9 protein-coding genes and 1 tRNA gene are annotated in these 13,369 nt (G+C 71.1%); 5 read left to right on the top strand and 5 right to left on the bottom strand.

The features are described 5' to 3' along the window. Positions 1-2 precede the first annotated feature (2 nt). Positions 3-1,199, top strand: coding sequence for a hypothetical protein (locus OG223_RS12410; RefSeq protein WP_329246543.1), 1,197 nt, complete (start codon positions 3-5; stop codon positions 1,197-1,199). Positions 1,200-1,234: 35 nt separating this feature from the next. Continuing rightward, positions 1,235-2,629 (top strand): M20/M25/M40 family metallo-hydrolase, encoded by a 1,395-nt coding sequence (locus OG223_RS12405; protein ID WP_329246540.1) that lies wholly within the window; start codon positions 1,235-1,237, stop codon positions 2,627-2,629. On the opposite strand, the gene OG223_RS12400 is transcribed toward OG223_RS12405, so the two are convergent. From OG223_RS12400 to OG223_RS12385, 4 genes are all read right to left on the bottom strand, one after another. After that, positions 2,626-3,996 carry a M1 family metallopeptidase gene (locus OG223_RS12400; protein ID WP_329246537.1) on the bottom strand — a complete coding sequence of 457 codons (1,371 nt, stop codon included), beginning with the start codon at positions 3,994-3,996 and terminating at the stop codon, positions 2,626-2,628. The genes OG223_RS12405 and OG223_RS12400 overlap by 4 nt on opposite strands. Positions 3,997-4,076: 80 nt before the next feature. After that, positions 4,077-7,940: a Pls/PosA family non-ribosomal peptide synthetase gene (locus OG223_RS12395; protein ID WP_329246535.1), complete on the bottom strand. Its 3,864-nt coding sequence runs from the start codon at positions 7,938-7,940 to the stop codon at positions 4,077-4,079. Positions 7,941-8,213: 273 nt separating this feature from the next. Next, a complete protein-coding gene (locus tag OG223_RS12390) occupies positions 8,214-9,635 on the bottom strand; it encodes an HNH endonuclease (RefSeq protein WP_329246532.1) in 1,422 nt (473 codons plus the stop codon). 96 nt (positions 9,636-9,731) lie between these two features. Beyond that, positions 9,732-9,819, bottom strand: a tRNA-Leu gene (locus OG223_RS12385). A gap of 201 nt (positions 9,820-10,020) precedes the next feature. Between OG223_RS12385 and OG223_RS12380 the strand changes: the two genes are divergently transcribed. The 3 genes from OG223_RS12380 to OG223_RS12370 all read left to right on the top strand — a co-directional run bounded on the left by OG223_RS12380 (position 10,021) and on the right by OG223_RS12370 (position 13,076). After that, complete coding sequence (locus tag OG223_RS12380; RefSeq protein WP_043681557.1) at positions 10,021-11,346, top strand: M20/M25/M40 family metallo-hydrolase; 1,326 nt, start codon at positions 10,021-10,023, stop codon at positions 11,344-11,346. 179 nt (positions 11,347-11,525) lie between these two features. Continuing rightward, positions 11,526-11,759 carry a chaplin ChpH gene (chpH, locus tag OG223_RS12375; protein WP_019059153.1) on the top strand — a complete coding sequence of 78 codons (234 nt, stop codon included), beginning with the start codon at positions 11,526-11,528 and terminating at the stop codon, positions 11,757-11,759. A 204-nt stretch (positions 11,760-11,963) separates the two neighbouring features. Next, the gene (locus OG223_RS12370) at positions 11,964-13,076 is read left to right on the top strand and encodes a chaplin (protein ID WP_329246527.1); all 1,113 of its coding nucleotides are present in this window, start codon (positions 11,964-11,966) and stop codon (positions 13,074-13,076) included. 75 nt (positions 13,077-13,151) lie between these two features. On the opposite strand, the gene OG223_RS12365 is transcribed toward OG223_RS12370, so the two are convergent. After that, on the bottom strand, positions 13,152-13,340 hold the full coding sequence (locus OG223_RS12365) for a DUF5703 family protein (RefSeq protein ID WP_005485166.1): 189 nt from the start codon (positions 13,338-13,340) through the stop codon (positions 13,152-13,154). Between the last annotated feature and the right edge of the window lie 29 nt (positions 13,341-13,369).

The raw sequence follows: 13,369 nt of genomic DNA, 5'->3' as shown, positions 1-13,369 counted from the left end.
CCATGGCGAACGCACAGGAATACCAGGCCTTCCTCGACCGCATCGCGGCCCTCCGGGAGACCGTCACCGACCGGCTGTCCGCGCAGCTCGTCGCCGACCCACAGCTCGCGGACGTCCTGACCAAGCAGATCGACGACCTGCTGCGGTCCGCGGTCAAGGCCGACCTGCAACAGAAACCCCCGCCCGACAAAGGGCTCGCCCAGCTCGTCGGCATCGGCGAGCAGGCCGCCGACGCGCTCGGCAAGACCCGGCTGCCACAGGAGATCGAGCCGTACGACGAGTCGGTATCGGCCGAGCGGCTCGTCGCGATGGCGGACCTCTACTACATCTACCAGCACGAGATGGTCGGGGTCTTCCGCGCGGTGCAGAAGCTCCAGGAGCTGTTCCGCGCCGGCGCGGTCTACCTGTCCAGCGGCGCGGGAGCGTACGCGCTCTACCAGTTCGACCGGCGGGAAGTGCTGCGCTACACCCGGCGGGACCGGCTCGCCGCGTACCGCAGGGCGTTCGGCTACGGCCGCTCGCCCGTGCCGACCGGCTCGCGGGCCAACTCCGACTACCACGGCCTGCTGGAACACTTCATGAACCAGGTCGCCCTCTTCCACCGCGACAAGCGGATCGCGGACGTGGTGCGCGAGCGGGCCTACGACCCCAGCTTCGGCAGCATCGCGGTGGTCCGCAGGGCGGGCCTGGACCTGCGCAACAACCTGAAGTTCACCTCGTACGGCCATGTCAACGTGTTGCGCGTCGAAGTGATGCAACTGCTCGACGAGGCCTACCGGATCCTCGGCTCGGACGACATCAAACGGCTCTTCGGCGCCGACACCGCGTGGGACGTGGTCGAGATCGTGCTCGCCCAGTACTTCGGCGAGCGCCTGGTCACCTCGCCCCGGCAGCGGATGGCGATCGCGGGCCGTGAGGTGCTGCGCTGGCTGGCCCAGCCGCACCTGCTGCAGACCCAGCGCGCGAACTTCGAGGCACTGCTGCTGGAGATCGCCGAGAGCGCGGAGGAGTGGCTCACCAGCGCCCAGTCCCTGGGCATGGCATCCCGCCAGGAGGACCGCCGCACCTTCCCCTGGGACCGATCCCGCGCCCCCCTGACGACCACCCGACGCGACTCCCATCGCCCCACCCCGCCCCCCTCCAGGAGTCCCGCCACCCGAGGCCGGGCCCCGGCACCACTGAACGGGGTCCGGGTGTGACCACCCCCTGACCCGGCGACCTGGAGGACGGGCCGATGAGCGCTCAGCCCCGGGCCGTCCGGTCCCGGTCCCGGGCCCGAACCGAAGCCGCGCTGCGTCTCGCACGGACCCGGCGCCCCGCCACGCTCGCCCTGCTGTGCGCGCTGCTGCGGTACCCCACCGTCAGCGCCGCGGCAGGGCATCGCGCCGACCTCCGGCGGTGTGCCGCGCGCCTCGCCGCACACCTGCGCCGCATCGGCCTCGACACGGTCACCGTCCGCCCTGGCCGAGCCGCCCCCGTCGTCACCGCCGACTGGCTCCACCGGCCGGGCGCCCCCGTGCTCCTCGTCTACGGGCACTACGACGTCCAGCCCGCCGCACCCCGCTCCGCGTGGACCACGGACCCGTTCCGGCCGCGTCTCGACAGCGGGTACGTCCACGCGCGCGGCGCCAGTGACGACAAGGGACAGCTCACCGCCCATCTCGCCGCGATCGAGGCCTGGCTGGCCACCGGCGGACCCCCGGTCAATCTGCGGGTCGTGCTGGACGGCGAGGAGGAGATCGGCAGCCCCACGCTGTCGCACGCCCTGCGTCGCGGCCCCGCGTATCTGCGGGCCGACCTCGCCGTCGTGTCCGACACCCGGATGCGGGACGCGCACACCCCCGTACTGGTCGACGGACTGCGCGGCTCGCTCGCCGCCCGCATCGAGGTGACCGGCCCCGCCACCGCACTGCACGCCGGCGCCTTCGGCGGCGCGGTGGCCGAACCCGCCCGGACCCTGTGCGCCCTGGTGGCCGGCCTCCACACGCCCGGCGGCCGGATCGCGGTCCGGGGTTTCTACGACGACGTACGCCCCCTCGATCCCGTGCGGCGGGCCCGCCTGGCTCGCGACGGTCCCCGTGCCGCCGAACTCCTGGCCCCCGCCGGCGCCGGTACCGGGGCCGGCGAACCCGGGTACTCCGCCTTCGAACGCACCACCGTCCGCCCGGCCGTCGTCGTCACCGGTCTCTCCGGCACGGCCAGAGGGGCGATCCCGGCCCGCGCGAGCGCCCACCTGAGCGTCCGCCTGGTTCCGGGCCAGCGCCCCGCCGCGGTGGCCCGGGCGCTGCGGACCCACCTGGCCGACCGCACCCCGCGCACCGTACACAGTCGCCTGCGCGTCCTCGCCGCCTGCCCGCCCTACACCCTGGACCCGGAAGGACCGGGCGTCGACGCGGCGACACGCGCCTGCGTCCGGGTCTTCGGCCGCGGGCCCCTGCTGCTGCCGTCCGGCGGCTCGATCCCCTTCGTCGCCGAACTGGCCGCCGTGACCGGCACCCAGACCCTGCTCCTCGGTTTCGGCCTCCCCGACGACCGGATCCACGCGCCCGACGAACGCTTCCCGCTGCTCAGCCTGGAGCGCGCCACGGACACCTGCGTCGAGCTCTACGGAGAACTGGGGGAGAGCTAGGCGGTCGCCTGGCCGTCCTGCGCCCGGTTCGGGATCGGTGCGGTGGAGGACGGCATCGGCGGCAACCGAGTCCCCTGAACCCACGCCTCGAAAAGCTGATCCAACGGCTCGGAAGTGAACCGGGACGCATGCGACGTGAACGTCGCCGTGGTCACCGTCCCGTTGCGGTGCACGCTCGCCCAACTGCGCAGCATGCGGAAGAACGCGATGTCGCCCAGCGCGCAGCGCACCGCGTGGACGGTGACGCCCCCGCGTTCGTAGAGCCGGTCGTCGAACATCGACTTGCGGCCGGGGTCGGCGAGCCGCAGATCCTGCGGGAGCGTGGACAGCAACCGGTGCGCGGCGGCGGCGTGTTGGTGGGCCGTACGGCCGCCCGAGCGCTCGGACCACAGCCACTCGGCGTACTTCGCGAACCCCTCGTTCAGCCAGATGTGCCGCCAGTCGGCGATGGACACACTGTTGCCGAACCACTGGTGCGCCAGCTCGTGCGCGACCAGTCGCTCCGAACCCCGGGCCCCGTCAACGTGGTTGGCGCCGAACAGCGACAACCCCTGTGCCTCGACGGGGACATCGAGTTCCTCCTCGGTCACCACGACCGCGTACTCGTCGAAGGGGTACGGCCCGAACAGGTCCTGGAACAGCTCCATCATCGCGGGCTGCCGCGCGAAGTCCCTTGAGAACTCCGGGAGCAGGTCCGACGGGATGTGCCCGTGCTGCGGGATCCCGCCCAGCCCTGGGTCGCCCAGCAGCACCGTCTGGTACTTCCCGATCGACAGCCCGACCAGATAACTCGACGTCGGCGCCGACTGCTCGTACACCCAAGTCGTGGTCGAGGCCTTGGTAGTTCGGGTCAGCAGTCGGCCGCCCGCCACCACCGCGTACGCGGACGGCGTGGTGATCGAGATCTGGTACGACGCCTTGTCGGCCGGCCGGTCGTTGCACGGGTACCAGGACGGCGCCCCGATCGGCTGGCTCGCCACCAGCGCCCCGTCCGTCAGCTCCTCCCAGCCGAGGCCGCCCCAGGGGCTGGCGACCGGCTTGGGATTGCCCGACCAGTGCACCTCGACGGTGAACGCGGCACCGGCCCGCAGCGGCTTCGCGGGCCGGACCCGGAGTCGGCCGCCGCGGTGCGTGTAGTGCGGCTGGCGGCCGTCCACCCGAATCCGGCCGATCTTGAAGTCGCCCAGGTTCAGTTGGAATTCGGCCAGCGGCGCACGGCCCGCTATCGCGTTGATACGGGCCGTGCCGGACAGACGGTTGGGGCCGGGACGGTAGTCCAGCGCGAGCTCATAGCGGTGCACCCGGTAGCGGGCATCGCCGTTTGCCGGGAAATACGGGTCCGGACCCGCCGCCTGCTGAACGGTCACTGCTGCGTCTGCTCCCTGCGCTGTGCTCGTATCTCGTACCCGTGCACCGCCCTCCGAAGCCGACGCCGCGCGACCCTTGTTCAGGATCGCCACGACTCGATCGGATTGCCCAGCCAGCGGGTGTCGTCCGGGACGGACTCCGCCGCCATCACCAGCGATGCGGGGCCCAGAGTGGTGCGCGCCCCGACCTCACTGCCGGGCAGGACGATTCCGCCAGGACCCAGCGTCGCGCCCTCACGGAGGACCACAGTATCCGTCCGCAAGATCCGGTCGTGGAAGAGGTGGGTCTGGAGCACACAACCACGGTTCACTGTGGAGGCGTCCTCCAGGGTCACCAGGTCGGTCTCGGGCAGCCAGTAGCTCTCCACCCAGACGCCCTTGCCGATGTGCGCGCCGAGCCCGCGCAGCCAGGCCGTCAGCACCGGAGTACCGGGCACCGAACCGGCCAGCCACGGCACCGCCACGACCTCGACGAAGGTGTCCGCCAGCTCGTTGCGCCACACGTAACCGCTCCACAGCGGGTGCTCGGCACCGTGATGCCGCCCCACGAGGGCCCACTTGGCCACGATCGAGATCAGCCCGGCCGCAGCGCCCACCGCCAGCAGCACAAGGCCGGACAACAGCGGCGCCCACACACCCAGCGCGCACAGCGCCGCCACCGTCAGCACGGCCAGCGCCGCCGAGCAGAACACCGGCACGATCCGGCACAGCTCGACCAGCCCGCGCGCCCACAGCAGCTTGGCCGGCGGGTCGTACGTCCGGCTCTGGTCGCCGCCGCTCGTGCTGCGCGGCAGCTTCACCGGCGGCAGCCCCAGGTACGACGTGCCCTTCTTCGCCTTCTTCGGCGTCGCCGACAGCACCCCGACGAGCCCGCCGTCCGGCACGCTCCGCCCGGGCGCGGTCATCCCGGAGTTCCCGAGGAACGCCCGCCGCCCGATCTCGGCCCGCCCGATCCGCATCCAGCCGCCACCGAGTTCGTACGGCGCGGTCAACGTGTCGTCGGCCAGGAACGCACCCTCACCGACGGTGGTCAGGCTCGGCAGCGCGAGCACGGTCGACACCTCGGCGCCCCGCCCGATCCGCATCCCGAGCAGCCGCAGCCACACCGGCGTGGCCAGCCCGGCGTACAGCGGGAAGAGGGTCTCGCGGGAGAGGTCCATCAACTGCGTGACCGTCCACGCCTGCCAGCCGATCCGGCTGTGCGTGGGGTGCGTGCCCTCGCGCAGCCCCAGGCTGAGCAGCCGTACACCGATCAGGATCAGCAGCGCGTACGTCAGCCCGAAGGCGAGCGTCGCCGGGACCAGGGCCAGGGACGCGCCCCGCAGGGCCTCGCCGAGACCGTCGCCCGGTGCCACGAACAGGCTGGTCACCAGGAGCGCGACGGTGCCGGCGACCACCGGCAGCATGGTGAGCGCGAAGCCCGTCAGGCCGTACATCACGCGCCAGTACGTGCCCCGCTGCGGGCGCTGCTTGGGCCAGTTGTGCTTGGCCTTGCCGAGCTTGACGGCGGGCGCGCCCGCCCAGCGCTGGCCGGTCGGGATCGTGCCGGTGACCGCCGAACCCGGCGCCACCTCGGCCCGCTTGCCCACCCGGGCGCCGGGGAACAGCATGCTGCGCGTGCCGACGACGGCGTGCGCGCCGACCTTGACCGGACCGATCTCCAGGCGGTCGCCGTCCAGCCAGTAGCCGGACAGGTCCACCTCGGACTCGACCGCGGCACCGCGGCCCAGCTTGAGCATGCCGGTGACCGGCGGCAGCGAGTGCAGGTCGACGTCCGGGCCGATCTTGGCGCCGAGGGCACGTGCGTACCGCTCCAGCCACGAGCCCGTCAGCGCGGTCGCCCCGCTGAACTCGGCCAGCCGCTCCGCCGCCCACAGCCGCAGGTGGACGCTGCCACCACGGTCGTAGCGTCCCGGCTTCACGCCACGCAGCAGCAGGCGCGCACCGCCCGCGGAGATCGCGAGCCGGCCGGGCGGGCTGAAGAGGAGCAGCGCACCGGCGCCGACCAGCCACCAGGAGGCGGTCGGCAGCCATGCGTAGCCGCTGAGCACGTTGCCCAGCGCGGCCAGTGCCACCGTCCAGCGCAGGCCGACGAGCGTGAACAGGGGGACCAGCGCGAGGAGTTGGATCACCTTGGCGCGGGTCGGGACCGGCGCGATCACGCGCGCGGTGCCGTCGCCCTGCGCCGAGTCTTCGAGGTGCCGGGCCAGCTTGCGCAGGGTCGGCTGCTGATAGATGTCGAGGACGGCCGCGCTCGGGTAGCGGGTGCGCAGCCGGGTGGTGAGCTGGGCGGCGGCCAGGCTGCCGCCGCCGATCGCGAAGAAGTCGTCGGAGGCGGTGCTCACGGGGATGCCGAGCACCTCGGCCCACTGCTCCGCGAGCCAGGCCTCCGTGCCGTAGAGCTGCTCCTTGGCACCGCCGGTCTCCAGGTCTTCGAGCGGCCAGGGCAGCGCGTTCCGGTCCACCTTGCCGGACGTACGCGTCGGCAGGTCCGCGACCGGAGCGATCAACGGCACGAGGGCGGCGGGCAGTTCGGCCCGCAGTTTCTCGACGGCGGCGGCCTGGTCCCAGCCTTCCTGGATGACGACATAGCCGACGAGGAGTTGGTTGCCGCTGCGCGCGGTGCGCACGGCGGCGGCCGCTCCGGCCACTCCGGGCAGTGCCTGGAGGGCCGAGTCGACCTCGCCGAGTTCGATCCGGCGTCCGCCGAGCTTGATCTGCTCGTCGGCCCGGCCGAGGAAGATCAGCCCTTCGGGCTCGGCCTTGACCAAGTCACCGCTGCGGTACGCCCGTTCCCAGCCGAGGGATTCGAGGGGCGCGTACTTCTCGGCGTCCTTCTCGGGGTCGAGGTAGCGGGCGAGACCGACCCCGCCGATCACCAACTGGCCGCTGCCGCCCATCGGTACGGGCACGCCGGCCTCGTCGACGACGGCCAACTCCCAGCCGTTCAGCGGGAGTCCGATACGGATCGGCTCGTCGCCGGTCATCAGGGAGGCGCAGGCGACGACGGTCGCCTCGGTCGGCCCGTACGTGTTCCAGACCTCGCGGCCTTCAGTGACCAGCCGCTGAACCAGCTCGGGCGGGCAGGCCTCACCACCGAAGATCAGCAGCCGTACGTCGTTGAGCGCCTCCGGCTCCCACAGGGAGGCCAGCGTCGGCACGGTCGAGACGACGCTGATGTCCTGGTCCACCAGCCAGGGGCCGAGGTCGGCGCCGCTGCGGACCTGGGAGCGCGGTACGGGCACCAGGCAGGCGCCGTAGCGCCAGGCGAGCCACATCTCCTCGCAGGACGCGTCGAAGGCGACGGACAGGCCCGCCATGACCCTGTCACCCGGACCGATGGGGTCGTCGGTGAGGAAGAGTGCCGCCTCGGCGTCCACGAAGGCCGCGGCGCTGCGGTGGGTGACGGCGACGCCCTTGGGCTTGCCGGTGGAGCCGGAGGTGAAGATGATCCACGCGTCCTGCTCGACACCGGGCCGGGCGGCCGGGACGTCACTGTGCCCGAGCACGGTCAGCGCGTGCTCGGCACCGATGACGGCCCGCACGTCGGCTTCGCCGAACACCAGCTCGGCCCGCTCGTCCGGGTCCTCGGCGTCGACGGGGACGTAGGCGGCGCCGGCGGCGAGGACGGCGAGGATCGCGATGTAGAGGTCGTTGGTCCCGGACGGGACGCGCACGCCGACGCGGTCACCGAGGCCGACACCGGCGGCGGCCAGGGTGCGGCGCAGGGTCTCCACCTCGACGGCGAGTGCACGGTAGGTGAGGCGGACGGTGCCGTCGTCCAGGGCGAGCTCGTCGGGATACGACCGCACGGACGCGTCGAAAACGTCGACAAGCGTGCGGGCCGAGGCGGCGGGCGCCGCGGAGAATCGTGCCGTATCGCCGAAGTGTGTGCGGATCTCTTCGTCAAGCCCGAGAGCACTGCTCTCGTGTATGGCTGCCATCGGTCCTCGCGTCTCGAACCCGGTAACTTCCGGGGCGCTGGCGGGCCCGCAGGTATGCCTGGGGTTGTCCAGCTCCAGCTCCGTTCCGTAACAAGCCGGAAATTTTAGTACGACGCTAGGCCCCAGGCTCGCCGACGGCCACTCGGGGGAGCCGAACGGGGGCGCTCCGTGAGCGCCCGGCAACGCTCTGACCTGGTGATCTTCAGGCTTGAGGAGACATCCCCCACAAAACCGGCGAGGGCCGCGACCTCGGCGTCGGCGACTGTGGACACCTCAGCGACATGTCCTCGGCGGACTCGCCTTCCACGCTCGGTCGAGGGAGTCGTCCCAAGTGCCGTCCCGGTCGAAACTCGCGGCCCGGCAGCCACGGGACATGGGTGCCGCCGCGCTGTGGCGCCAGGCGGCGTCCCCGATCCGGGCTATGGCGTGGCCGCAGTGCCGGCAGGCCGCGAGCCCCATCAACTCGTCATTCAGCCGCTCGAACTGCGCGGTGCGGTCCGCCACCTCCTCCTTGACGCCCCGCAGCACGTCCTCGGCACTGGAGACCCCCGTCGAATCGATGATGTCGCGCACGAGTGCCGCCGCCTCGACCGCGATGTCGGCTCGCCGCGCCGCATCGGCCAGGCTCTGCGCACCTGTGCTGCCGGGCGACTTGCGCACAGTCCGTTCCGCCAGTTCAACCGATGGGCGGCTCGACGCCGGCGGCCGGTCGCTGTCCGTCTTGTGCTCCGCGACTCCGTCCCCCAGGCGTCTGCGGGCCACTTCGAAGGCCCACGCCTCGGTGGACGCCTTCTTGGCAACGTTGAAGTGGGTGCTGGTCGCCGAGTCCATCACCGTGTGGAACTCCTCCATCAGCGCGCCCCAGTGGTAGCCGCCGGCGAAGTCCTCCGGGCACCAGCCGTAGTGGCGTACGAGTTCGTCACGGACCCGGTCGAAATGGCGCAGGCTCTTCCGCACCGGTCCGCGCGTCTCGATTTCGAAGCCGACGCGCTCCGCTTCCGCCAGCGTCTCCGGGTCGATGCCTTCCCACTTCATATGGCCGTCGCGTTCACAGGCGTAGTCGACCCAGGACCAGAACGCCTCGGCGTCCGCGACGTCGGGCGCCTCACGGTGATGGCGTGGGCAGAGGAGGGCGAAGTTGCGCACATCGTTGGAACCGCCGAGCGACACCGGAACCACGTGGGCCCTCTCCACCGGCGCCTGCCAGCAGATCAGACAGATCGGTTCATCGAGACCGAGATAGTCGGCGATGGCCCGGACCGGGGGTCTGGACCGGCGCGCGTCAGGACTCTCGTCCCGGTTGCGTACGCGCAACTCACGGTGGTCGTAGGAGTGTTCACGGTCGGGGTCTCGTACGTCGAGGACGCCGGGGATGTCCTCGCGCTGCGGCTCCGGGTTCCTCACGTGGTAGAGCGGTGTGCTGATCTCGGTGAGATACGGGGCGAGGAACCCCAGCAGGAAATCGCGGATGATCTCCAGGGCGTCGGCGTCGTAGCCACCGGCTGCGTTGCGGTGCCCCTGGATGTCGAGACAGAGGTAACGCGGGGCGCCGGGGCTTGTCCCCACGGCCGTCTTGAGGACGGAGAAGAGGCGGGTCGCGCACTTGGTGAAGTCCTCTTCGACCCGCATGTCGTGATACAACGCGATGCCCTTCGGCTTCGCGTCGGCTCCCGGCCGCTTCTGCTCATCGCTCATGGGCGCAAGCTAGCCGCCGCCTCTGACAGTGGGGGTCCGTGGCGTACGAGCAGAGCCCGAGAAACAGAAAAACCCCAGATCAACTGGGGTTTCTGCTGGTGTCCGAGGGGGGACTTGAACCCCCACGCCCGATAAAGGGCACTAGCACCTCAAGCTAGCGCGTCTGCCATTCCGCCACCCGGACAAGGTGTTTGTCGCGCGTGGTTTCCCCCGCGGCGACGAAGGAAACATTACCAGGCTTCCGGGGGTGGCCGATCACCCCCTGTTCCCACCCCCGTCCCGCGTGAACGGCGTGTGACGGGCCTGGACCGGGCTTGGGTGCGACCGGCCGGGGAGAGAGGATGAGGGGGAACCGCCGGCAGTGACAGCAGTGGGAGGAAGCAGCGTGAGCGACACGGACACGGCCAAGGGCGTCACCGGTGAGGACGAGGTCGTGGACCTCTGCCGCGAGCTGATCCGGATCGACACCAGCAACTACGGCGACCACTCGGGCCCGGGTGAGCGCAAGGCGGCCGAGTACGTCGCCGAGCAGCTCGCCGAGGTGGGCCTCGAACCGAAGATCTTCGAGTCGCACCCCGGACGCGCCTCCACGGTCGCCCGGATCGAGGGCACGGATCCCTCCCGGCCCGCGCTCCTCATCCACGGCCACCTGGACGTCGTACCGGCGAACGCGGCGGACTGGACCCACCACCCCTTCTCCGGCGAGGTTGCCGACGGGTGCGTGTGGGGGCGTGGCGCGGTCGACATGAAGGACATGGACGCGATGACCCTGGCGGTCGTCCGCGACCGGCTGCGCAGCGGGCGCCGACCCCCGCGCGACATCGTGCTCGCGTTCCTCGCGGACGAGGAGGCGGGCGGTACGTACGGGGCGCGGCACCTCGTCGACAACCACCCCGAGCTGTTCGACGGCGTCACCGAGGGCATCAGCGAGGTCGGCGGGTTCTCGTTCACGGTGAGCGAGGAGCGGCGGCTCTATCTGATCCAGACGGCCGAGAAGGGCATGCACTGGATGAAGCTGACCGTGGCCGGTACCGCCGGGCACGGGTCGATGATCCACCGGGACAACGCGATCACCGAGCTGTCGGAGGCGGTCGCCCGGATCGGCCGGCACAAGTTCCCGGTACGGGTCACGAAGACGACGCGCGCCTTCCTCGACGAACTGGGCGACGCGCTCGGCACCCAGCTCGACCCCGAGGACATGGAGGCCACGCTCAAGCGGCTCGGCGGCATCGCCAAGCTCATCGGCGCGACCCTCAGCAACACCGCCAACCCGACGCAGCTGAACGCCGGTTACAAGGTCAACGTCATCCCCGGCGAGGCCACCGCGCACGTCGACGGGCGGTTCCTGCCCGGGTACAAGGAGGAGTTCTTCGCCGACCTCGACCGGATCCTCGGGCCGAACGTGAAGCGTGAGGGCACGCACTCCGACAAGGCCCTGGAGACCTCCTTCGACGGGCCCCTGGTCGAGGCCATGCAGTCCTCGCTGCTCGCCGAGGACCCGACCGCGAAGGCGATCCCGTACATGCTCTCCGGCGGTACGGACGCCAAGTCCTTCGACGACCTGGGCATCCGCGGCTTCGGCTTCGCCCCGCTCAAGCTGCCGCCGGAGCTGGACTTCGCGGGCATGTTCCACGGGGTGGACGAGCGGGTGCCGGTGGAGGGGCTGAAGTTCGGGGTGCGGGTGCTGGACCGGTTCATCGACGCGTCGTGAAACGTCGGTCGACGCCGGTCGACGCCGGTCGACGTCGGTTGACGCCGGAATTCGACCGCGCGTGCGGGGGCGACTGGGACGAGTGAATGTGCTCATAAGCTCGTAGCTCCATTACTCCCTCCTCGTTACAGGTGATGCGATCGGCAACACGAGATCGCTTTTGCCAACAAGGAGGAACAATGATCAAGAAGGTCGTCGCCGCTGCGGCTGCCACCGGTGGCCTGGTTCTCGCGGGAGCGGGCCTGGCCGTCGCCGACTCGGGCGCTCAGGGTGCCGCTGTGCACTCCCCGGGTGTCGTTTCCGGCAACGTCATCCAGGTGCCCGTGCACGTCCCGGTGAACGTGTGCGGCAACACGATCTCGGTGATCGGTCTGCTGAACCCCGCCTTCGGCAACACCTGCGTCAACAAGTGACGTCGCCCCTCTGAGGGGTGACCACGTCCTCGGCCCCGGAGCGCGCGCCATGCGCTCCGGGGCCGACGGTCTTTGCGCGAGAAATCGATCGAGAAGTCGAGCTATAGGTCGAACTAGAAGTCGAGCTAGAAGTCGAGCTAGAGGTCGATCGAGAAGTCGCGCGAGGAATTTCAGTCAGGAATGAAGGCAGGGGGGAATTCAGCAATGCGACAGGTCACTCGAAAGAGCTTGATGACCATGGCGGCCGCGACCGGGGTGATCGCCGCCGCGGGCGGTGTCGCCCACGCGGACTCGGGTGCGAACGGGTCCAGTTCGAACTCGCCCGGCGTACTGTCCGGCAACACCGTGCAGGCACCGGTGCATGTGCCGGTCAACGTCTGCGGCAACACCGTGAACGTGGTCGGGATCCTCAACCCGGCCGTCGGCAACAAGTGCGCCAACCAGGGCGGCGTCAGTGGTCACGGCCATGGGGGTTCGGGGGGTCACGGCTCGTCCGGTGGGTACGGCGACTCGGGGGGTTACGGCAACTCGGGCGGCTCCGGCGGACACGGCGCGCACGGAGGCTCAGGGGGCTCGCACGCCGGCGGACACGCTTCCGGCTCGCCCGGTGTCGGCTCGGGCAACCACGTCCAGGTACCGATCGACGCGCCGGTGAACGTGTGCGGCAACAGCGTCGACGTCATCGGCATCGGCAACGCCGTCACCGGCAACGACTGTGCCAACGGCGGGAGTTGGAACAGCGGCGGCCACGACCACGGGACGCCTCCCGGCGGTGGGGGGCACCACGGGGGCGGTCACGACGGTGGGGGCGGCCATCACGGTGGCGGAGGCGGCCATCACGGCGGCGGGGGGCACCACGGTGGCGGAGGTGACCATGGTGGCGGTCACGACGGTGGAGGCCACAACGGTGGAGGCGGTCACCACGGTGGCAGTGGCAACCACGGTGGCGGTCACCATGGCGGCGGCGGTGGCCACCACGGCACGCCTCCGGGCGGCGGTCACGGGACGACCCCTCCGGGGACTCCGGGCCACCCCGGGACTCCAGGTCACCCGGGCCACCCCGGGACCCCGAGCCACCCCGGCACACCCGGTCACCCCGCCTCGCCGGGCGGTACCTCGCCGATCAAGGGCGTTCACACGCCGACCGGTTCCGCGCACGTGAACCAGCCCGGTGCGCAGTCCGCCGTCCACTCCCAGGGGGCCCCGCAGCTCGCGCACACCGGTAGCGAGCTGCCGCTGGGCCTCGCCCTGCCGGTCGGCGCGGGCGCGCTGCTGGCGGGCGCGGTGCTCTACCGCAAGGCGAAGGCTTCGGTCTAGCTCCCGGGAAGATGTGATCTGCGCAACGGAGGGGCCCCGCACTGTCGGGGCCCGCTCCGTTTCGCCCGGCTCAGCTCACCACGTCGCGCGTACCTGGCGGATGATCCGCCGGCGCAGCCGCACCCTGCGACTGCCGTCGCGCAACAGGCTCAGTCGGTCCAATTCCCAGTGTCCGTACTCGGCATGGTCCGTCAGCAGACGTGTGGCGTCCTTGCGGGAGACCCCGCGCGGTACGTACACGTCGACAAATTCGTATTCCGGCATCGCATCTATTGTGCGGGCAGAGCCCCGGT

Origin of the sequence: Streptomyces sp. NBC_01478 (assembly GCF_036227225.1) — a bacterium.
Taxonomy (GTDB): domain Bacteria; phylum Actinomycetota; class Actinomycetes; order Streptomycetales; family Streptomycetaceae; genus Streptomyces.
Note: the sequence above shows the minus strand (reverse complement) of the source record. Positions and strands in the feature narration are given on the sequence as shown.